This is a genomic window from Kitasatospora sp. NPDC048365 (genome assembly GCF_043200835.1).
GTDB lineage: Bacteria > Actinomycetota > Actinomycetes > Streptomycetales > Streptomycetaceae > Kitasatospora > Kitasatospora terrestris.
The window spans coordinates 21,212-41,489 of record NZ_JBICYJ010000051.1 but is presented as its reverse complement, the minus strand read 5'-3'; the positions used below and the strand labels follow the sequence as shown (position 1 = coordinate 41,489).

General features: G+C 74.7%; 14 protein-coding genes. 6 read left to right on the top strand and 8 right to left on the bottom strand.

The window, feature by feature from the left end; all coding sequences use genetic code 11:
* Positions 1 to 42: 42 nt before the first annotated feature.
* The 3 genes from ACGFX4_RS35130 to ACGFX4_RS35120 are packed head-to-tail and all read right to left on the bottom strand — an operon-like array spanning position 43 to position 5,416.
* The gene (locus tag ACGFX4_RS35130; RefSeq protein WP_393083509.1) at positions 43 to 1,308 is read right to left on the bottom strand and encodes an MFS transporter; all 1,266 of its coding nucleotides are present in this window, start codon (positions 1,306 to 1,308) and stop codon (positions 43 to 45) included.
* On the bottom strand, positions 1,305 to 4,325 hold the full coding sequence (locus ACGFX4_RS35125) for a DUF6271 family protein (RefSeq protein WP_393083506.1): 3,021 nt from the start codon (positions 4,323 to 4,325) through the stop codon (positions 1,305 to 1,307). The genes ACGFX4_RS35130 and ACGFX4_RS35125 overlap by 4 nt, the downstream gene beginning before the upstream one ends.
* Positions 4,307 to 5,416, bottom strand: a complete 1,110-nt coding sequence (locus tag ACGFX4_RS35120) for a phytanoyl-CoA dioxygenase family protein (RefSeq protein ID WP_393083503.1) — start codon at positions 5,414 to 5,416, stop codon at positions 4,307 to 4,309. The genes ACGFX4_RS35125 and ACGFX4_RS35120 overlap by 19 nt, the downstream gene beginning before the upstream one ends.
* A 474-nt stretch (positions 5,417 to 5,890) precedes the next feature.
* On the opposite strand from ACGFX4_RS35120, the gene ACGFX4_RS35115 reads away from it, so the two are divergent.
* Positions 5,891 to 6,745 carry a hypothetical protein gene (locus tag ACGFX4_RS35115; RefSeq protein WP_393083500.1) on the top strand — a complete coding sequence of 285 codons (855 nt, stop codon included), beginning with the start codon at positions 5,891 to 5,893 and terminating at the stop codon, positions 6,743 to 6,745.
* A 54-nt stretch (positions 6,746 to 6,799) separates the two neighbouring features.
* On the top strand, positions 6,800 to 7,030 hold the full coding sequence (locus ACGFX4_RS35110; protein ID WP_345695064.1) for an acyl carrier protein: 231 nt from the start codon (positions 6,800 to 6,802) through the stop codon (positions 7,028 to 7,030).
* Here ACGFX4_RS35110 and ACGFX4_RS35105 read toward each other — a convergent pair.
* From ACGFX4_RS35105 to ACGFX4_RS35095, 3 genes are all read right to left on the bottom strand, one after another.
* Entirely contained in the window at positions 7,014 to 9,569 is a 2,556-nt protein-coding gene (locus tag ACGFX4_RS35105; RefSeq protein ID WP_393083497.1) for an ATP-binding protein, read from the bottom strand. The genes ACGFX4_RS35110 and ACGFX4_RS35105 overlap by 17 nt on opposite strands.
* Before the next feature lie 195 nt (positions 9,570 to 9,764).
* Complete coding sequence (locus tag ACGFX4_RS35100) at positions 9,765 to 11,228, bottom strand: multicopper oxidase family protein (protein ID WP_393083494.1); 1,464 nt, start codon at positions 11,226 to 11,228, stop codon at positions 9,765 to 9,767.
* 135 nt (positions 11,229 to 11,363) lie between these two features.
* Positions 11,364 to 12,635, bottom strand: coding sequence for a lytic transglycosylase domain-containing protein (locus tag ACGFX4_RS35095; RefSeq protein ID WP_393083491.1), 1,272 nt, complete (start codon positions 12,633 to 12,635; stop codon positions 11,364 to 11,366).
* 155 nt (positions 12,636 to 12,790) lie between these two features.
* Between ACGFX4_RS35095 and ACGFX4_RS35090 the strand changes: the two genes are divergently transcribed.
* Together ACGFX4_RS35090 and ACGFX4_RS35085 are read left to right on the top strand one after the other, a co-directional pair.
* Positions 12,791 to 13,066, top strand: a complete 276-nt coding sequence (locus ACGFX4_RS35090) for a hypothetical protein (protein WP_393083488.1) — start codon at positions 12,791 to 12,793, stop codon at positions 13,064 to 13,066.
* A 223-nt stretch (positions 13,067 to 13,289) separates the two neighbouring features.
* Positions 13,290 to 14,768 carry a condensation domain-containing protein gene (locus ACGFX4_RS35085; protein WP_393083485.1) on the top strand — a complete coding sequence of 493 codons (1,479 nt, stop codon included), beginning with the start codon at positions 13,290 to 13,292 and terminating at the stop codon, positions 14,766 to 14,768.
* Here the strand turns inward: ACGFX4_RS35085 and ACGFX4_RS35080 are convergent.
* On the bottom strand, positions 14,734 to 15,423 hold the full coding sequence (locus ACGFX4_RS35080) for an HAD family hydrolase (RefSeq protein ID WP_393083482.1): 690 nt from the start codon (positions 15,421 to 15,423) through the stop codon (positions 14,734 to 14,736). The genes ACGFX4_RS35085 and ACGFX4_RS35080 overlap by 35 nt on opposite strands.
* 83 nt (positions 15,424 to 15,506) lie before the next feature.
* Here ACGFX4_RS35080 and ACGFX4_RS35075 point away from each other — a divergent pair, with 83 nt between their 5' ends.
* The gene (locus ACGFX4_RS35075; protein WP_393083480.1) at positions 15,507 to 17,663 is read left to right on the top strand and encodes a SpoIIE family protein phosphatase; all 2,157 of its coding nucleotides are present in this window, start codon (positions 15,507 to 15,509) and stop codon (positions 17,661 to 17,663) included.
* 60 nt (positions 17,664 to 17,723) lie between these two features.
* Here ACGFX4_RS35075 and ACGFX4_RS35070 read toward each other — a convergent pair whose 3' ends face one another.
* Positions 17,724 to 19,433, bottom strand: coding sequence for a putative Ig domain-containing protein (locus tag ACGFX4_RS35070; protein WP_393083477.1), 1,710 nt, complete (start codon positions 19,431 to 19,433; stop codon positions 17,724 to 17,726).
* A 170-nt stretch (positions 19,434 to 19,603) separates the two neighbouring features.
* Here ACGFX4_RS35070 and ACGFX4_RS35065 point away from each other — a divergent pair, with 170 nt between their 5' ends.
* Entirely contained in the window at positions 19,604 to 20,251 is a 648-nt protein-coding gene (locus ACGFX4_RS35065; protein ID WP_393083474.1) for a hypothetical protein, read from the top strand.
* Positions 20,252 to 20,278: the final 27 nt, after the last annotated feature.

Sequence of the window (20,278 nt, the reverse complement as noted above, 5' to 3'; positions counted from 1 at the left end):
GGTGCCCGGGGTGTGACGAGCCCTCCCGCCGGGCGGTCCCGGTCAGGCCGCCGGGGTGTCCGGGGTGCGGCCGAGGCTGCGGACGGCGGGGAGGGCGATCATCAGGCCGAGGAGCAGGAGGCCGGCCGCGGCGGAGAAGAGCAGGACGTGCTCGGTGCCGAACGCGGCGGCGGCCGGGCCGGAGAGGGCGCGGCCGACCGGGATGACCATGATGGAGCCGGCCACGTCGTACGCGGAGACCCGGCTGAGCACGCCGAGCGGGATGTGGGTCTGGACGCTGGTCGACCACATGACGCCCCAGAACGCGAAGCCGCAGCCCGCGATCAGGCCGGTGACGGCGGTCAGCGCGAACGGCCAGTGCAGCGCGGGTGCCAGCGGGTTGAGGGAGAAGAACAGCATCGCGAACGCCCCGGCGACCACCGGTCGGGCGGGCCGGACCCGCATGCCGAGCAGGCCGCCGACGATGGTGCCGGCGCCGTCCGCGGAGGCGATCCAGCCGTAGCCGGAGCTGCCGTGCTGGTCGGTGAGGGCGACGGCGCCCAGCGGCAGCGCCGGACCGAAGACCAGCAGCCCGTACACCGACCAGACCGCGATCACTCCCCACAGCCAGCGGCGGGAGCTGAACTCCCGCCAGCCGTCGGCGAGTCGGCGCCAGATCGGGTCGCTGCCGGTGTCCTGGACGGAGCCGAGGCTGCGCAGCGGCAGCAGGCCGAGCGCGCTGACGGCGAACGCCGCGGCGATGACGGTGAAGGAGCCGGCGACGTTCCAGTAGCCGACCAGCAGGCCGGCCACGCCGGGGCCGAGCAGGGTGCACACGGCCTCGGCGATGCGCAGCAGCGCGTTGGCCCGCTGGATGTCCTCGGCGACCCGGGGGACGATGCCCGCGAGGCCCGGCTGGAACATCGCGGTGGCCGCGCCGGAGAGCGCCATCAGCGCCATGATCTGCCACAGCCGCACGTCGGTGGTGGCGAGCAGCAGGGCCAGGGTCAGCATCGCGATCATCCGGACGGCGTCCGCGCCGACCATCATCACCTGCGGGGTGAACCGGTCGGCGAGCACGCCGCCGAACAGCACCAGCAGGGCGATCGGGGCCATCCAGGCGGCCAGCGCGTAGCCCACGCCGCTCTCGCCGTAGCCGGTCTGCAGCACCGCGGCGGTCAGCGACACCATCAGCATGCCGTCGGCGAGCAGCGAGGAGCTGCGGGCCAGGAAGAGCATGCGGAAGCGGTGGGAGCGCCAGGGGCTGGGCAGCGCCTCGGGCTGCGGACGTGCCGTCAGGCCGTCCGTCAGGTCGTCGTCAATGGTCATCTCGGGTCGGCCTGGGGGCGGCCGCTTCCTTCCGTGAGTGCGGGCTGCTGCAACCAGGCCTGGGGGAGGCCGGGTTCGGCCGGGGTCTCCGGCACGATCAGGTAGCGGCGCGGGGCGAGCACGCCCGGCCGCGCGGGGAGGATCCGCATCAGGGCGGCGTGCGCCCGCGCGGGGGTGGGGCCGCCGGCCAGGTACGCGGTGAGGTCGGCGGTGACGTGCACCGGGCGGCCGTCGAGGGCGTCCGAGAGTGCGGCGGCGGTGGCGGCGGGGGAGACCCAGCAGCCGTCGACGAGCTGCCACTCGGCGTCCCGTTCGGCGGTGCGGACGCCGGTGACGGCGGTCAGCTCCGCGAGGGGGACGTCGCCGTCGGCGGCGGCCTCCAGGAGGCGGACCAGCCCGGTCAGGAAGCCCTCGGCCTCCCCGCGGTCGAAGAGCTGCGGGTCGGGCCAGAGCGCGAGGTGCAGCAGCGGGTCGGTGCGGTACACGAACGCCAGCAGGGCGGTGGGCAGGGCCTGTTCGTCGCCCCAGGTGAGTTCCAGGTCGGGCGCCGCCTGCGCCGTCGCGGCCGCCGGGCGCAGCGCGCCGGGGAGGCCGGAGACGTCGTTGAACACCACGTCGCGGGCGAACCGGGAGCCGCGCTCGACGGTGGTGCGGTCGATCGTCTCCCACAGCCGGACGGCGTCGAAGCGGCTGTGCCGGTAGGCGTTGAGCGCGGCGGACCAGGCCGAGCCGAGCAGTTCGTCGAAGCCGGACGCCGTGGTGTCGAGCAGGATCAGCGCGTCCTGGGAGAGCGGGGTGACGGCCCGGGTCAGCTGGGCCTTCCAGCGGTTGGCAGTGGGGGCGGCGCCGACGTACGCGCGCTGCCCGGCGCGGTGCGCGACCAGGGCGCACCAGGCGGTGAGCAGCACCGTGGACGCGGGGACGCCGAGTCGGGCGGACGCCCGGGCGAGGGCCTCGCCGCCGCGGGCCGAGCGCAGGGTCAGCTGCGCGGCCGGTCCGCCGGCGGCTCGGGCGCGCGGCTCGGCGAACATCGCCTGCGGGCCGGTGCGCAGGACCTTCTCCCAGTACCGCACCGAGGCCTCCGCCTTGCGCCGCCCGGCCGGGGCGGACTCCTCCTCGGCGAGGGCGATCGGCGTCAGGGTGTCGCCCAGCGGGGCGAGTTCGCGTCCGGCGAGCAGGTCGGTCCACTCCTCGCGGAGCACGGCGAGGGCGCTGCCGTCGGCGGCGGCGTGGCCGGCGACCAGTGCGAGGTGGGTGGGCGTGCCGCGCTCGGTGAGCAGCGCGGCGCGCAGCGGGTGGTCGCGGCCGAGGTCGAACGGTGCGCGGCGGACGGCGCGGGCCAGTTCGTCGGCGTAGCCGCCGGGGTCGACGGGGAGGGTGTCGAAGTCGACGACGGTGACGTCGAACTCGCCTTCGGTCAGCACGAGTTGCTCGTTCGGTGTGGCGCCGTCGGGCTGCGGGAAGACGGTCCGCAGCGCCTCGTGGCGCACGGTCAGCGTCCGCAGGGCGTCCAGCACCGCCTCGATGGCGGCGCCGGCCGGGACGGGCCACACGTCGTGGATGTCGACGTCGGCGGCGCCGTCCCGGAGGATGCAGCGGATCATGTTCGCCTGGCCGAGCGTCAACGGCCCGCGGCGGGGCTCCCCGCCCTGCCAGCGGACGGGGACGGTGCGGGAGGTGGCGGCGGTGGTGGGCACGAGGGTTCGCCCTTCGGAGCGGACGGCGGCGGTCAGAGGCGCCCAGGCGTCGATGAGGTCGGCGAAGTCCCGGAGGTCGGCGCGCGCGCCGTCCAGGAGCTCCTTCCGGCGCTCGGCGAGCGCGTTGGCGACCCGGTCGAACGCGCCGCCCAGACGGCGGTAGCAGCCCTCGATCGTGGAGAGCCGCTCCGCGTCGCCGGACGGGCCGTCGTGGCCGGGCGGGTGGTCGGTCGGGCCGTCGGCCGCTTCGCGGACGGCGGAGGCGACCTGGCCGGCATCCAGCGGGTCGGCGAGGTCGGCGAGCGCGTCGTAGAGGTGCGCGAGCCGGCCGGAGAGCAGCAGGAACCGGGCGAGCCGCAGGTGGTAGGCGGTGTGACCGGACGCGGTACGGCGTTCGCCGGTGTGGAAGTTGACGATGTGCCGGTTGTGCAGCACCCCGGGCAGGCGCGCGTGGTGGACCACGTGGAGCAGGACGTAGTCGGTGCCGATGGTGTCGACGGCGGGCGGGAGCGGGATCCGCCCGTACACCTCGCGGCCGAGCGCCACGTTGCACATGTCGACGCGGTTCGGCGCGACCTGCCCGAGCGTCGCCCGGTCCGCGGTGAACGGCTCGGTGCCGGCGCCGCGGAACGCCTCCCGGATCGCCTGCCCGCGCCAGAGCGCCGGGGTGGACGGCGGCAGCGACAGCCCGACCAGCTCGGTGTGGACTGCCGGGTCGAGCTCCTGGATCTCCGCGACGTCCACCGAGAGTTCGCCGATGAAGGACGCGCCGACCAGGGCCACGGGCAGCTGCCCGGCCCCCGGGCGGATCCGCTCCAGCCGCCGGCCGCCGCCGATCCGCCCGGCGACCTCCGCGGCCGGCAGACCGAGCGCGTCCAGCTCCTGGTGCAGCGGGAACACCGGTGCGCCGTCGAGGAGTTGGTAGCGGCTGTCAGAGTCGCGGCGGTGCACCGAGGAGCAGCCCAGCGCCTCGGCGAAGAGGAACGCCCGGTCGGTGCACGCCCCGTAGGAGACGGCGTCCGGCAGCAGCAGGCCGAGGATCCGCTCCGGCTCGGCGAGCCCCGCCCGGGCGACGGCCCAGGCGAGGAAGGAGCGCTGGGCGTCCTCGTCGAGGTGGTGGACGCGCACGCCCGGCACCGGCGGCAGCGCAGCCAGGGCCGCGGCGTGCCCGGCGGCCACCGGCGCGGGGGAGGAGTCCAGCACCAGCAGCTCGACCTCGACGCCGAACTCCCGTGCCCCGGAAGCGGCTTCCTCGGCCAGCGCGAGGAGGGCCGGGACGCACGCCCGGTTGGTGGGCAGGGTCAGGCAGACGCGGCGCACGCGGCGACTCCGGACGTGCTCGTACCAGCCGCCGCCGCACCGGCTGCCGCGCTCGCGGGCTCGGCGGCCGGCTCGTGCCAGGAGCTCAGGCCGAGCAGCCTGGCGCCGAGCCCGGTGAGCTGCGCGGTCGGGTAGCGCTTGGACTCGTGCAGGACCGGGTCGCCCACCAGGGTGCGGTTCCACCGCGGCGTGCGCAGGTGCCGCCAGGACTCCACGCGGGACCGGCGCAGCCGCTCGTGCTCCTCCAGCGCGGGCATCATCGACAGGTACTGGACGGCGCGCACGCCCTGCTCGGAGAGGTTGCGGGCGACTCCGTGGGCGAGCAGGCCGTTCCAGATCAGCAGGTCGCCCGGGTGCAGGTCGGGGCGGACGACCGGGAGTTCGGCGCGGTCGATGTCGGGGCGGATCGGGTCGCGGCCGGCCGGCTGGGCGAGCTTCCAGGAGTCGAACTGCCGGAAGAGCTCCGGGTTGCACTGGAAGCCGCCGGTCTCGGGCGTGGTGTCGTTGAGCGCGATGATGCCCTGTACCCGCTGCGGCGGCACGCCGAGCGTGGTGTCGATGTCCCAGTGCAGTTCGATGTCGAAGCCGCGGTCGGTGGGGTCGATCAGGGCCCGGTCGCGGTTGCCGCGGTTGGGCGGGTTGAGGTTGAGCCGGTCGAGGGTGACCCACAGTTCCTCGCAGTCCCAGACGTCCACGAAGGCGTCGTAGACGCGGGTGTTCTGCCGGCTGTCCCAGAGCAGCTGGTGGTGGTAGGCCTCGACGAAGCCGTAGATGTGCAGCTGCTGGTCCAGCTCGGAGCGGAACGGCCGGTCGGCGAACCAGCTGTCCGGGTCCTGCGGGTCCAGCCCCTGGAACTCCCAGGCGAAGTCGAGCATCCGGCGGGCGTGCTCGGCCGGCACGGCTTCGCGGACGACGACGTAGCCATAGGTCTGCCAGTGCGCGAAGTCCTCCTCGGAGAGCACCCGCAGCGGGCGGGACTTGGTGAGTTCGCGCAGGGTGTGCTGGGCGAGGTACGACTCGCCGTCGTTGCTGAAGTACGGGCGTTCGCTCGCGGCCCGGAACAGGTGGGCGCGGCGGGATGGCGCGGACATGGGAGCCCCTCCAGGGAGCATGCGGAAGTCGGTGGAACGGACGGTCTGACGGCCCGGGGTGGCGGCACGGGCACGGTGGCCCCCGCAGCGGGGCCGAAGAAAGAGGAGGGCGGCGGGGAAGGGCGGCGCAGGAGGTGCGCCGCGGCCGCTTCCGGTCGTCAGCATTGGTCCAGACCATGCGACTTGTCAAGTTCCTGATCGGTAACCGCAGGTGGATCGGGGTGGAGCACGTTGTGACGCCGGGTTGGTCTAGACATTTGGCGAGAGGCTGGCCTAATGTCCCCCTCGACTCCGGTCCCTGACGGAGCGTCGGCCCGCTCTCCGCACCTTCGCTGCGGTACGCCACGCGCCGACGACGGCCCGCATCCGCGCCGTCCGCACCTCACCACCACGGCCCACCGCACGGCGGGACCAGCCGTCCGCCCGTGCGCGCCCGCCGTCCCCGACCGCTCCCGCCGAGAGGGAACCCCTGCCATGAGCACCACCCGTACCATTGCCGTGCCCGGCGTCGAACTCGCCGACCCCGGACCCGGACTGGTCACCCTCGACCCCGTCCGCACCGCCCTGCTGCGCGGACTCGACGAACTCCTCACCGGCCTGGCCGGCACACTCGCCGCGCCCGAGGTGATCGGTCCGCCGCTGCTCGCCGTCGACGGACTCGCCAAGCTCGACTACTTCCGCAACTTCCCGCACCTCGGCGTCAGTGCCGGACGCTTCACCGCCGACACCCACGCCGGCCTCGCCGCCGGCGGCAGCCCCGAGGGCCGGCCGCTGGAGCCCACCGGCCACCTGCTGCCCTCCGCCACCTGCTACGGCCTGCTGCTCTCCCTGGAGGGCCAGGACGTCGGCGACGGCGTACGGCTGTCGGCGAGCGGCCGGTGCTTCCGCAACGAGACCCACTACGACGGGCTGCGCCGGCTGTGGGGCTTCCACATGCGCGAGGTCCTGTACCTGGGGAGCCGGGAGGGCGCCGCCGAACACCTGGAGCTGGGCGCCGCGTTCATCACCGCCACCGCCGAACGCCTCGGTCTGGACCTCACCCGCGCCGCCGCCGACGACCCGTTCTACGACCAGGGCGGCTCCCGCGCGCGCCTGATGAAGCTCGACCCCGTCAAGCACGAGTTCAGCGCCCCCGACGGCACCGCCATCGCCTCGGTCAACCGGCACCGCAACTTCTTCGGCGACCGCCTCGCCATCCGGGCCGGCGAGCACGGCCCCGCCCACAGCGCCTGCGTCGCGTTCGGGCTGGAGCGCTGGGTGCACGCCATGATCCTCACCCACGGCAGCGCCGAGGCCGCCCTGGAGCGCCTGGACGCCGCCCGCGCCTGAACCGGTCGACCTGACCACGGCCATCACCGCACACCCGACAGGAGCACCACCCGCATGGACCCCATCACCGCCTGGCTGCACGAGAAGAACCCCGACCTGGACGGCCCGATCGGCGCAGACGAGGACCTGATCGACGGCCGGCTGATCAACTCCATGGACTTCCTGGAGTTCGTCGACCTGCTGGAGGACCTCACCGGCGACAGCATCGACCTGCAGGACGTCACCATCGACGACTTCCGCACCGTCAACCGCGTGCGCGAGCGCTTCCTCACCCCCGGCGCGTGACCGACCACCCCTGCGCCCGCCCGGCCGGCAGCCGGGCGGGCAGCGCCGTACCCGGGCCGCGCAGCCGCTCGGCCAGGACCTCGGCCCGCGGATCCCCGGTCTCCGTCATCACCTCCAGCGCCTCCCGCCACAGCGGGACCGCCTCCACCTGGCCGTCGGCGGCCGCGCACGCGTGACCCAGCTGCTCCAGCGTCCGTCCCTGCGCCCAGCGGTCGCCCGCCACCCGGTGCAGCTCCAGCGCCCGCCGCAGGCACCCCAGCGCCTGCGGCAGCCGGCCCCGCACCCGGTGAACCGTCCCCAGGTGCAGCAGCGCCAGCCCCTCCGCGTGGTGGTCGCCGCTGCCCGACCGCAGCAGCAGCGCCTCCAGCAGCAGCCGCTCCGCGTCCGCGAACCGCCCCAGACGCAGCGAGGCGTCCCCGAGGTTGGTCAGCGTCACCCGCTCCACCCACCGGTAGCCCGTCGCCCGGGACAGCGCCAGCGCCGGAGCGAGCAGCTCCAGCGCCTCCGTCGCCCGGCCCTGGCGCAGCATCAGCTCCGCCAGGTTGTTGCGCGCCGCGCACTCGATCTCCGCGTCCGCCCCGCCCGCCGCGCACCGCGCCAGGGCGCTGCGCAGGTGGACCTCCGCCTCGCCCGGCCGCCCCGCGTGCACCTGCGCCGTCCCCAGCAGCACCAGCGACACCGTCAGCGCCTGCGGATCGGCGCTGTCCGCCGCCGCCGCGACGGCGATCCGCGCCGCGTTCAGCCACTCCGCCCGGTGGTGGCGCCGGTGGAAGAACGACCACAGCGCGAACGGCAGCTGCCACGCCGCCGGGGGCCGCCCCACCGATGCCGCGTACCGGATCACCGACAGCAGGTCCGGCAGGTGCGTCTCGCACCACGCCACCGCGTCCTCGTACGAGTCGAACACCGGCGGCCGCACCCCCGGCAGCGGGCGCGCCACCACCGCCCGGCCGCCCGGCTCCAGCAGCCGGCCGGCCGCGTCCGCCGCCTGCCGGTACCAGTCGTAGAGCCGGTCCAGCGCCGCCGTCCGGTCCCGCGCCGAGTCCTCGGCCTCGGCCAACTCCCGGCCGTACACCTGCAGCAGCGAATGCAGCCGGAACCGCTCGGCGGCGTCGACCTCCATCAGGTGGACGTCCGCCAGCAGGTTCAGCAGCTCCCAGGCGTTGGCCGCCGTGGTGCCCAGCAGCGCGGCCGCCGTGTCGGCCGTCAGCGCCGCACCCGGATGCAGCGCGAACAGCCGGAACGCCCGGGCCGGCTCCGGCGCCAGCGCCCGGTACGACCAGGAGAACACCACCCGCAGCGCCGAGTCCCCGTCGTCCGCCGCCGCCAGCACCCGCAGCCGGTCGCGGCCCGAGCGCAGCTCCTCGTTCACCCGCGCCAGCGTCACACCCGGACGCGACACCGCCCGCTCCGCCGCGACCAGCAGCGCCAGCGGCAACCGGCCGCAGAGCCGGACCAGTTCACGGGCGGCCGGCGGATCGGCGTTCACCCGCCCGGCGCCCAGCGTGCGGCGCAGCACCTCCACCGCCGCCTCCTCCGGCAGCGGACCGAGCGTCACCCGGCGCGCCCCGTCCCGCGCCACCAGCCCCGCCATCCTGGTCCGGCTGGTCACCAGCACCAGGCAGCCCGGCGACCCCGGCAGCAGCGGACGCACCTGGGCCGGCGCCGCCGCGTTGTCCAGCACCAGCAGCACGCGGCGCTCCGCCAGCAGCGTACGCAGCAGCGCGCTGCGGTCCGCCGGCCGCGGCGGGATCAGCTCGGCGGCCACGCCCAGCGCCCGCAGGAACCCGTCCAGCACCTCGCCCGGCTCCCGCGGCGCCCCCGAACTGCCGTGCCCCGCCAGGTCGCCGAACAGCACCCCGTCCGGGAAGCGGGAGCGCACCCGGTGCGCCCAGTGCACGGCCAGCGCGGTCTTCCCGACCCCGCCCATCCCGTCGACCACCCAGATCCGCGGCCCGCCCTCGCCCCAGCGCGGCCGCACCGCCGCCAGCGCCGAGCCCAGCTCCGCGAGCGCCGCCTCGCGGCCGGCGAACACGCCCGGCGCGGGCGGGAGCTGCACCGGGACCGGGGCGACGCCGGGCAGGGCGACGCCGGGCGGGGCGGCGAACGCGGCGGCCGACCGCTCGGTGGGGACGGCCGGCAGGCGGCGGCCGGGCACCGGCAGGCCGTCGGCCCGGCCGGCTCCGCCCGGGCCGCCGACGGGGCTGCCTGTCGGACCACCCGCCGGTCCGCTGTCCGGGCCGCCGACCGGGCCCAGCAGCGCGACGTCCGCCCCCAGGGCCTCGGCGCAGCACGCCGCCAGGGCCTCGGTGCCGTGCCGCGCGCCCGTCTCCACCCGGCTCAAGTAGCTCTTGCTGTAGTTGGTGGCGCGGGCCAGCTCCGCCAGCGAGACCCCGCGCTCCTCCCGCAGCCGTCGCAGCCGCTCCCCGAACGTCACCTGCCCCAGGCCCCCGCTCCACTCCCCGCCACGCAGCCCCGTGCTGCCCCGCCGCTGCCGCACGGCGTGCGGTTGCCAGGTGTTGACACTCCGCCCTGTCAACGGGCAACACCTTGCCGGTGCTCCCGACCCACCCGAAGGATGGGGGGCGGTGACCGGCGCCGCAGCAGCCGGGCGCCAGCCTATCCGCCGTCAGGGAAGCGGCGGACCGGCCGCCCACGCAACGATCCAGGCCAGAGGAGCAGCGATGCCGACACCCTGACCCGACACCCAGTCCCGACCCACCGCCCCGGGCCCTCAGTGGTGGTGACCGGCCCCGGGCGCCAGGGTGCGCGGCACCCCGCTCTCGGTACCCGGTTCGACGACGACGAACTGGCCCATCATCCCCGCGTCCTCGTGCCGCAGGATGTGGCAGTGGTACATGTACGGCCGGGCCGGATCCGTGTCGGTGCCGAACCGCACCGCGAGCCTCGCGCTCGACCGGGACCGGACGAACACGGTGTCCTTGTAGCCGGCCGCGGAGGCGTCCGGCGGGGCGCCGTCGACCTCCAGGACCTGGAACGCCACGCCGTGGATGTGGAAGTTGTGCGAGGAACCCCCGGTCGCGACCTCCCAGACCTCGGTGGCGCCCGCCGGCACGACCACGTCGATCCGGTCCATGTCCATCTGCTTGCTGTTGATCGTGTCGCGCCCGTTGAGGGTGAAGGTGCGGACCCTCGCACCGGACGGAGGAGTGATCGGAGGCAGGTCGGCCGGGTGCGCCGGCAGCGCGGGCGAGGGGGCGAGCTCGGACGCCGTGGCGAACGACATGATGTCGAAGTTGCCCTTGGCGAGGTCCACGCCGTTGTCGAGGGTGCGCAGCACGACGCGCTCGTCCGGGGCGAACGCGACCACCACCTCGGCCCGCTCGCCCGGGGTCAGCGGCAGCCGGTCCACCTCCACGGGGGCGGACAGCAGGCCGCTGTCGTTGCCGACCACGTGGAACCGGCGACCGTCCGCGAACGCCAGGTTGAACATCCGGGCGTTGGCGCCGTTGAGGATCCGCAGCCGGACCCGCTCGGTGGTCACGTCGAAGCGCGCGTTCAGGGTGCCGTTGGCCAGCATGCGGTCACCGAGGATGCCGTAGAACCCGCCCAGTGGGTCGCCCGCGAGCGAGCCGTCGGCCGCGAACCGCTTGTCCTGCAGGACCAGCGGGACGTCGTCGACGCCGTACGCGGTGGGCAGCCCGTGCTCCTCGCCGTCATCGAGGATGAACATCCCCGCCAGTCCGCGGTAGACGTGCAGGGCGGTGCTGCCGTGCGGATGCGGGTGGTACCAGAGGGTCGCGGCCGGCTGACGGACCGTCCAGCTCGGCGTCCAGACGGCGTCCGGCTCGACCGTCTGGTGCGGTCCGCCGTCCATCGCGGCCGGCAGGTGCATCCCGTGCCAGTGCACGGACGTTGCCTCCGGCAGCGTGTTGCGCACCGTCACCCGGACGACGTCCCCCCGGCCCGCGCGGAGCGTCGGGCCGAGGAACGCGCCGTTGAACCCCCAGGTGGGCGTCGACAGCCCCGGCAGGATCTCGGTCCGCCCGGCCTGCAGGGTCAGCTCGAACTGCCGCACCCCGTCGCCGTCCGGCTCCGGATGCAGCAGCGGCGGCACCGGCAGCGGCACGGACGTGTCGACCGCCGGCGGGGGCGACGGCCGGCTGTCCGCCGTCCGGCAGGCCGCCGCGAGGCCCGAGACCGCGGTGAGGGCGAGGAAGCTCCGTCGGTTCACCATCTGTGCATCAAACGACGCATCCGCGCCGTTCGCCCGCGACGCAGGGCCGTTCAGGTGCGGCCGTTCGCCGTACCCGCGACGGGCGGCCGGCGAGGCTCGTGCCCCGCCGGCGCCCGGACGTCGTGCGGCCGGGTCCTAGCGCGGCTGCGGGGTCGACGACGGCGTGGGCGACGCGGTGGCCGTTGCCGTGGTGCTCGGGGACGGGGTCGGGGAAGGGGTGGGGCAGCCCGGGACGGCGGCCAGTGGCGCGGGCGTCGACGCCGTCGTCGGCGACGCGGTCGCGGTGGGTGCCGCGGACGGCGAGGCCGTGGTGCTCGGCCCGGCCGACGGGGACGCCGAGGGCGACGGCACCGGCGACGGGCAGGCGGTGGGCGAGCCACTCGGCGAGGGCGACGGAGTCGGTGTCGGCGACTGCGTCGGGGACGGTGACGGCGAGGCGCTGGTGGACGCGGAGGGGCGCGCGGTCGACGACGGCACGGGCGTCGAACCGGTGCCGGTGCTGGTGCCGGTGCCGGTGCCGGTGGTCGGGCCGGGCGAGGGCGTCGGCGTGGGTGCCGGAGCGGTGGGCGAGGGCGACGGCGTGGGCGAGGCGGTCGCCGGGCGGGGCAGCGCGTCCGCGACGACGGACGCGCCCGCCCGGAAGTGCACCATCCAGGCCCGGACCGTCCGCAGGTACTCCGTCGAGTGGTTGTAGCCGAGGACCGCCCGGTCGAGCTGCGCCGGATCGGCCAGGTCCCGCCCGCCCGCGCAGAGGTAGCGGCCGGCGGCGAGCGACGCGTCCCACACGTTGTTCGGGTTGCTCACACCGTCACCGTTGCCGTCCGCACCCCAGACCGCCCACGTGGAGGGGATGAACTGCATCGGGCCGACGGCCCGGTCCCACGCCGCGCTGCCGTCGTACCGGCCGCCGTCGGTGTCGCGGATCGCGGCGAAGCCGTTCCCGTCCAGCACCGGCCCGAGGATCGGCGTCCAGGTGGTGCCCGCGGCGTCCACCCGCCCGCCGTCCGCGTGCCCGGACTCCACCTGGCCGATCCCGGCGAGCAGCTGCCACGGCAGGTGGCAGCCGGGGGAGGAGACGGCGAGCGAGCTCTCCGCCCTGCGGTACGCGTCGAAGACCGTGGACGGCAGCCGCGCCCCGCCGCCCGCCGGAACGGTGGGTGCCGACGTACCGGGCCCGGCCGCCGGGTCCGGTGCCGCGGGCGGCTGCGGCAGCTGCCGCGTACCACCGCCGTCGAGCGGCGTCCCGTCGACCGGCAGCGTGGTCGGCGCGGCACTGCTCACCGCGTACGCGGCCGGGGCCGCGGCGTCCGCCGCGAGCGCCGCGTGGGGTGCCGCCGGCGCCGTCACGGCGGCCAGGGCCACCATCGCCCCGGCCGTCTGCACCAGCCGTGTCGCTATTCGCCGCACCGTTCGGGCTCCTCTCCGTGGATCTTGTGGCCAGTCCTTGGACGAACGGACGGTCCCTCAGGTTCCCCGGTGCGCCGACCGGTCGTCGCAGCGGCGCGGTAGCCTGCGGCGACGCCGCCCCGGCGCTTCCACCCCCCCGACAGAGAGGCCGCGTCGTGATCCGTCCGGAGGTCGCCGACTTCATCGCCCTGGGCACGCTCCCCTCCGAGGACGAGGAGCCCGACGAGGCCCTGGAGGTCCGCGTCGACCGCGCCGCTGACCTCCTGGAACTCGTCGAACGCCCCGTCACCGACGAGGAGGCCCACGCCCTGGCGGCCTGCTTCGGCCCCGACGAGTGCTTCGGCGTGGCCTGGCGCCTCCTGCACCTCATCGAAACGGCCCCGAACGCGCCCGAGGCCGCCCGCCGCTGGCGCGAAGGCCTGACGAGCTGACACCTCCGGTACGGCTTTTCTCGGCGTGGCGGACCGCGGCGACCGGCTCCGCGGACCGAACGATCGGACCGGTTCCGAACACCCGTCGTCGTCCGGCGGCGTGCGGATCACTCCAACGGTCCACCTCGTCCACCCGCCGGCCACCGGTACGGCATCTCCCGGTACCGGTCCTCGTTAGGGCACCCGGGGGTCGGCCCCCTGCAGGGCGGAAGGGATGACGAGCATGCGGCAGTTCCCGTTGGACGTGTACCGGCTGACCCCCGGACGGGTCGTGGAGTGGAGGCTGCGCTCCACCGCAGCCCCCGGGCCGGACGCGACGGCGCAGGAGCCGCCGTCGCGGAAGGCGTCCTTCAACCAGGACAAGCACTACACCGCGGCCGAGTGCACCCGCCCCGGCGCCGACCGCCCCGCCTCCTGGATCGCGGTCACGTTCGAGGTCGAGGGCGCCCTGGACGAGCCGGTGATGGCCCGTGTGCTGCTGGACTTCATCGGCCGCCACGAGGTGCTGCGCAGCGCCTTCCAGCGCCTGGACGGCGAGCTCTCCGGACGCCCGGGCCCGGTCGAGGACCTCGCCCTGGAGCTCCACGAGCTCGCCGGCGACGACACCCCGCCGGGTGCGATGCTCGCCGACTGGTTCCGCGCGCGCATCGACACCCTGTCCTGGCCGCTGTTCCTCTGCGGCGCGGTGCTGCGCGCGGACTGCGCGACGGTCTTCCTCGCGTTCGACCACATCGTCTGCGACGGCATGTCGATGCCGATCGTGGTCAACGAGCTGCAGACCTCGTACGAGGCGGCGCTGCGCGGTGAGGAGCCCGACCTGCCGCCCGCGCCCAGCTACTTCGACTTCGCCGCCGAGCAGCGCCGCCGCTACCTGTCGATCGACGCGGACGACGACCGGCTCGGGTACTGGAAGTCGTTCACGGCGCGCAACGGCGGGTTCTTCCCGCGCTTCCCGCTCGACCTGGGGGTGCTCCCGGGCCGGATGTACCCGACCGTCGGCGAGGCGTGCACGCTGCTGGACGCGGAGGAGGCCGAGCTGTTCGAGAAGCAGTGCGTGGCGGCGGGCGGCCGGCCGTTCATGGGGGTGCTCGCGGCCACCGCGATCGGCCTGCGCGAGGCGGGCGGGCCGGGCACCTATCGGGGGCTGATGCCGGTCAGCGAGCGCGGCCACGGGCCTTGGGCGAACTCGATGGGCTGGTTCGTCAACACCCTGCCGATCGAGTTCGACGCCTCCGCGGACCGGGACTTCGCCCAGGTGCTGACCGGTGTGCGGGCCGCCTTCACCGAGATGATCGGGCATCAGGAGGTGCCGTTCGTCCGCGCCTGGGAGCTCCTCGCGCCGGAGGAGTTCGCCGCGAACTCCTGGCCCTACGCGGTCAACTTCTTCTCGTACATCGACATGCGTAAGTGTCCCGGCGCCGAGCGGCACGACCGCTGGCGGCCCACCACGCACGTCTGGTCGGCCCGCACCAACGGCACCTGTGCCTGGTTCCACCGCGACCTGGACGGTCTGCACATGGACTCGATCTACGTGGACACCCCGCAGGCCCGCGCGACCATGGCGGACCTCAACGAGCGGCTGCGTGCGACCGTCCTCGCCGTCGCGGGCACCGGCACCGACCGCGCCCCCGGCCTGCCGGGGCCCCGAGCGGCCGCCGACGCGGCGGTCAGCGGCGCGGCGGCCGGCGGGCGGCTTCGCTGATCAGTCCGGGGAGCTCGGCCATCGAGTCGAAGACCACGGTGTCCGGTCCTGCCAGCCAGTCCGCCGGGGTCAGGCCGCCCGCGTAGCCGAAGGCCCGCATCCCGGCGGCGCGGGCGGCGGCGACGCCGTACTTGCTGTCCTCGACGACGACGCACCTGGCCGGATCGACGCCCAGCGCGGCGGCCGCGTGCAGGAAGAGGTCCGGGGCGGGCTTGCCGTTCGCGACCTCGCTCGCGCTGAAGATCCGCCCGGCGAAGCGGTGGTGCAGGCCGGTCCGGGTGAGGGTGGCGCGCAGCCGCTCGTGGCTGCTGCTGGAGGCGACGCAGGTGGGCAGGTCGATCGCGTCGAGCGCGGCCTCCACACCGTCCACGGGCACCAGTTCGGTGGCGAACGCCTCGTCGTACAGCGGCTGGAACTCGGCCTCCCAGCCCGCCGGCAGGCTCCGGCCGAGGTGGGACTCGATCTGGGCGACCATCGAGGCGTGCGAGCGGCCGACGAACCGCTCGACGATCTCCTCGGTGCTCAACTCCCAGCCCAGCGCGGCCAGGACGACCGCGTCCACCCGGACGGCGAGCCGCTCGCTGTCCAGCAGGACGCCGTCGCAGTCGAGGACGACCAGGTCGATGGAGCCGGTGGGTTCCGCGGGTTCCGTCATTTGGATCATGATAGAGGGGCGGCCATGGCGTACCCCTCCGGCCCGGGGTGCGGCCGGACGGGCGGAGGCCTAGTGTCCCTGGTATGGGCGGTGTCGCCACGCGGGCGCACGGACCGGCACCGGACGCGGGCGGGGACGCGGACGCGGTGGCGTACCTGGACGCCCCGTTCCAGGAGTGCATGCGCCAGGTCGGGGCGATCGCCGGGGCCGTCTACCTGCGCGACGCCGACCCGGGCATGCTGCGGCTCGCGCTGCTCAGCGGACTCCCGCTCGACCTGATGAGCCCGTGGCTGAGCGCTGCCATCCCCGCCCCGCTCCCCGGTACGGACGCGTACCGCGAGCAGCGCTTCGTGTGGGTCGGCAGCCAGGAGGAGATGGCACACGTCTACCCCCGGGTCGCGGCCGCCCTGCCGTACCCGTTCGCCCTCGGTGCGCTCCCGATCACGGGGGCGCACCGCTGGGGGATCCTGCTGCTGATGTGGCCCCCCACGCACCCGCCGGTCACCAATGCCCGCGAGCGCCGGAACATCGCGGCCGGCGCGCACCGCCTGGCCCGCCTGATCGACGCCGAGGCACGCAGGCGCCTCCCGCTGCCGCCCCACGAGCCCCGCGTCCTGGTGGCCGCCTCCCCGGTGCAGGACCCGTCCCAGCGCGCCCTCGCCGCCGCCGACGCCCTCGAACGGCTGCCGGTCGGCGCCTGCGGGCTCGACCTGCAGGGCCGCTTCAGCTACCTCAGCCCCCGGGCGGCGGAGCTCCTCGGGAGCACCGAGGCGGACCTGCTCGGGACGCTCCCCTGGCACTCCGTCCCCTGGCTGGACAACCCGGTCTGCGAGGACGGCTACCGGGCTGCCCTGCTGAGCCGCGAGCCGGTGTCGTTCACCGTGGTCCGGCCGCCCGACGAGAGCCTGCTCTTCCGCCTCTACCCGGACGGCAGCGGGATCACCGTCCTGCTGAGCAAGCCCGAGACCGGGCCGGCCGCGGTGCGGATGCGGGCCGACCTCGGGTCCGGTGGGCCGCCCCGGAGCGCGGCCCACCTCTACCAGGTGGTGCACGTCGCCGCGGCGCTGACCGAGGCCGCGACCGTCCTGGACGTCGCCGAGGTGGTCACCGAGCAGGTCGCGCCCGTCCTCGACGCCCAGGGCGCGGTGCTCTGCAAGATCCGCGACGGCCGGCTGCTCATGATCGGCCACGCGGGGTTCGTGCCGGGCGCGGCCGAGCCGTCGGCCGGCCCGCCGCTCGACACCGTGTACGGCGCCGCGGCCCGGGCCGCCGGCGGAGGGCGGGCCCGGTTCCTCGGCTCGGCCGCCGAGGCCGACCGCTTCCACCCACGGCTGGCCGAACTCACCGGCAAGCCGGCCTGGGCCGTCCTCCCGCTGGTCACCCACCAGGAACCGACCGGCTGCTGCCTCTTCGCCTACGACCGCGAGCGGACCTTCGAAGCGGGTGAGCGCGCGGTGTTCACCTCGCTGTCCGGACTGATCGCCCAGGCACTCGACCGGGCCCGCCTCTACGACGAACAGCGGCGGATCGGCCACGGACTGCAGGAGGCGCTGCTGCCCAGGGCCCTCGACCGGCACCCGAAGCTCGAAGCGGTCGCCCGCTACCTGCCCGCCACCCGCGGCATGGACATCGGCGGCGACTTCTACGACCTCATCCGGATCGACGACGACACCGTCATCGCCGTCATCGGCGACGTGGAGGGCCACAACGTGGCCGCGGCCGCCATGATGGGCCAGGTCCGTACCGCGATCCGCGCCCACACCAGCGCCGGCGCCCCGCCCGACCAGGTCCTCGCCCGCACCAGCCGCCTCCTCGACGACCTGCACACCGACCTGCTCGCCAGCTGCCTGTACCTTCGGCTCGACCTGGTCCGCCACCGCGCGCTGCTCGCCAGCGCCGGCCACCTGCCCCCGCTGCTCCGGCCGCCCGGCGGCCCCTGCACCGTCGCCGACGTCGCCCCCGGCCCGCTGCTGGGCACCGTCCCCGACCCCGAGTACCCGCTGACCGAGCTCGACCTGCCGCCCGAAACCCTGATCGGCCTCTACACCGACGGACTCGTCGAGGCCCCCGGCATCGACCTCGACCGGCAGCTCGCCAAGTGCGCAGCCCTGCTCAGCGACCTCGGCGAGCCGGAGGACGGACGGCTCGACCCGCTCGTCGACATCCTCCTGCGGGCCTGGCCGCACGACTTCCCGCGCAGCGACGACATCGCCGTCCTGCTGCTGCGCACTCGCCCCTGAGACGCGGAGGTCTCCCGCCCCGGGGTGGGGCGGGAGACCGGGTGACGCGGTGGAGCGGTGTCAGGAGACGTTGACGTTGATGTCGTCGAGGACGAAGGAGGTCTGCTTGGTGTAGTCCTCGGCGCCGGTGAACTTCAGGGTGACGCTCTGGCCGGCGTAGCCGGAGAGGTTGAAGGTCCGCTGCTGGTAGCCGGCGGCGGCGTTGACGTTGGAGTAGGTGGCGAGGGTGGTGCCGTTGGCGGTCACCGTCAGCTTGTCGAAGACGGTCGTGGTGGACGACGCGCTGTCGATGTGGAGCCAGAAGCTGAAGGTGTAGGTGCTGCAGCCGGTCGGCAGGGTCACCGTCTGGGCGAGGGTGTCGGTGTTGGTGGTGCCGTAGCCGTCGAGCCAGGCGTCGTAGGTGCCGGAGTGCGGCGGCTCGCTGGAGCTGCTGTTGATGGTGGAGGTGCCGCCGCTGTTGGTCTCGGTCCAGGACGAGGTGGAGCCGGTCTCGAAGCCCGGGTTGGCGATCAGCTGGGCCGGGGTGCAGCTGCCGCCGGTGGGGTTGACCGTCCAGCTGAAGGTGGCGGTGGCGGACGGGCCGGTGGAGTCGGTGGCCTTGGCGGTGACCGTGGAGGTGCCGGCGGTGGTGGGCGTGCCGCTGATCAGGCCGGTGGAGGCGTTGACGCTCAGCCCGGCGGGCAGGCCGGTGGCGCTGTAGGAGAGGGTGCCGCCGGCGGTGTCGGTGGCGGAGAGCTGGAGGCTGGTGGCGGTGCCGACGGTGGCGGTGCGGGAGCCCGGGTTGGCGAGCGTGACGGTGCCCGTGCCGGAGCCGGTGCCCTGGGCGAGCCAGGCGGTCGCGTTGAGGGCGAGCGCGGCGTCGGTGCCGGCCGGGTCGTTCCAGCCGTCGTAGAGGGTGTTGCCGGACTGGCCGGTGCCGTCGTCGATCGGGGAGCTGTCGCCCCAGACGGCGACGCGTCCGCTGCCGAAGGTGGAGGTGGCGAAGAACGCGCCGGTGTTGCCGCTGTACCCGCTGCGGTAGACCAGGCCCTTGACCGCCGGGTTGTCGGCGGGCTTGAGGGTGAAGGTGGTGCCGTTGCGGATGATCGAGCCGGTCACCTTGCCGAAGGAGCCGTTGAGCACCGGGTCGGTGGTGTCGGCGACGGCGCGCGGGTTCTCGTTGGCGATGTTCAGCAGGTCGACGGAGAAGCCGAACGGGTCGGTGTTGTCGACGCTGTTGGTGGTCATCAGGTCGTTGATGATGGCGGGGGAGTCCCAGCCGTCGTTGTTGCGGTCGCTGACGGTGTGGTCGGAGACCAGGAACAGGCCGCCGCCGTTCTGCACGAACTTCATGACCGCGGTCTTCTCGGCGTCGCTGAGCCGGATGTTCGGCTCGGGCAGCACGAACTCGTCGAAGTTGGCGAGGTCGAGCGCGCCGCCGGTGCCGTACGTGATCGTCGACCCCGAGGGGAGGGTCTTCAGGCTGTACTGGCCGGTCTTCTGGAGGGCGACGCCCCAGGCGGAGACGGCGCCGGTCCAGGAGGTCTCGGTGCTCGGGTTGGCGTTCTGGCCGAGCGGGTCGGGCTGGCTGGTGGAGATGATCCAGTCGGCGTTGCCCGCGGTCTCGCCCTTGCTGTTGTCGAACAGGATCCGCTTGGGGGTCGCGGCGGCCACGGCGGTCGAGCTCTCCGCCGCGGCGGCGCGGTGCGGGACGGCGCTCGCGCCGGCGAGCACCACCAGCGCGGCGGCGGCGAGCGCCAGGGGACGGGCGGCGGTCGTGGATCTGATCACGTGTCAACACTCCTCGTGCCAGAGGGGTAACAGAGGGAGCGCGCTACGCGCGTAGGCGCAGCCGTACGGTGACATGGTCGGGTAATCGGAGCTTGAACGGAACATGTTGACTCGACGTTTCCGGAAAACCCGTGAGGCGTTGTCAGTGGGACCGGCCAGGATGGGCCGTCATGACGGATGGAACGACCTGGCTCGCCGCACCCCAGTCCATCGCCTTCGGCGGGTACCGCGTGGTGCTCGCCCGGGGCCTGACCGCCGACGAGCTCACCGCCCGGCTCGCGGCGACGCTCACCTACCCCGGGCCGCACGAGGTCGTGGCGGTTGGCGAGCACACCGGAGACTCCCTGCTCGCGCACATGGACGAGGCCTACGGCTACTTCCTGGACGGGGTCGGCCTGCGCGTCGGCCACGCCGGGGAGTGGGTGTACGCCGTCGCCTACGGCGGCTGGCAGGGCGAGTTCGCCCCGCCGGGCCCGGTGTCGGACGGTGGCGCGCACGTCTTCCTGCTGGAGTGCGAGGAGGAGAACGGCAAGCTCGTCCCGCCGCAGTTCGCGTACTTCCACGACGGCCGCCCGGCGGTCTCCTTCAACCTCCACCTGGACTCCTCCTGGGGCTACGAGGGGGTCGAGGGCGACCCCGCGACGGCTGCCCGGCTGGAGGCGCTGTTCGCCGCCGCGGGGTTGCCGGACCCGGAGCGTGAGGAGCGGGAGGTGCACCGCGCGGCGCTGGGCGTCCTCGACGAGGTCTTCGGGCTCTCGCTGCCGAAGGAGGCGGTCGTCGGCGGCGCCCTGCCGACCGTCCTGTTGGAACCCGCGTAGCTGGCGTACTCTAAGCAAGCGCTTAGT

Bases quoted from the DNA above. Each gene is read 5' to 3' on its own strand.
- ACGFX4_RS35130 (WP_393083509.1), bottom strand. From the start codon at position 1,308: ATGACCATTGACGACGACCTGACGGACGGCCTGACGGCACGTCCGCAG.
- ACGFX4_RS35120 (WP_393083503.1), bottom strand. From the start codon at position 5,416: ATGTCCGCGCCATCCCGCCGCGCCCACCTGTTCCGGGCCGCGAGCGAA.
- ACGFX4_RS35115 (WP_393083500.1), top strand. From the start codon at position 5,891: ATGAGCACCACCCGTACCATTGCCGTGCCCGGCGTCGAACTCGCCGAC.
- ACGFX4_RS35110 (WP_345695064.1), top strand. From the start codon at position 6,800: ATGGACCCCATCACCGCCTGGCTGCACGAGAAGAACCCCGACCTGGAC.
- ACGFX4_RS35100 (WP_393083494.1), bottom strand. From the start codon at position 11,228: ATGGTGAACCGACGGAGCTTCCTCGCCCTCACCGCGGTCTCGGGCCTC.
- ACGFX4_RS35085 (WP_393083485.1), top strand. From the start codon at position 13,290: ATGCGGCAGTTCCCGTTGGACGTGTACCGGCTGACCCCCGGACGGGTC.
- ACGFX4_RS35080 (WP_393083482.1), bottom strand. From the start codon at position 15,423: ATGACGGAACCCGCGGAACCCACCGGCTCCATCGACCTGGTCGTCCTC.
- ACGFX4_RS35075 (WP_393083480.1), top strand. From the start codon at position 15,507: ATGGGCGGTGTCGCCACGCGGGCGCACGGACCGGCACCGGACGCGGGC.
- ACGFX4_RS35065 (WP_393083474.1), top strand. From the start codon at position 19,604: ATGACGGATGGAACGACCTGGCTCGCCGCACCCCAGTCCATCGCCTTC.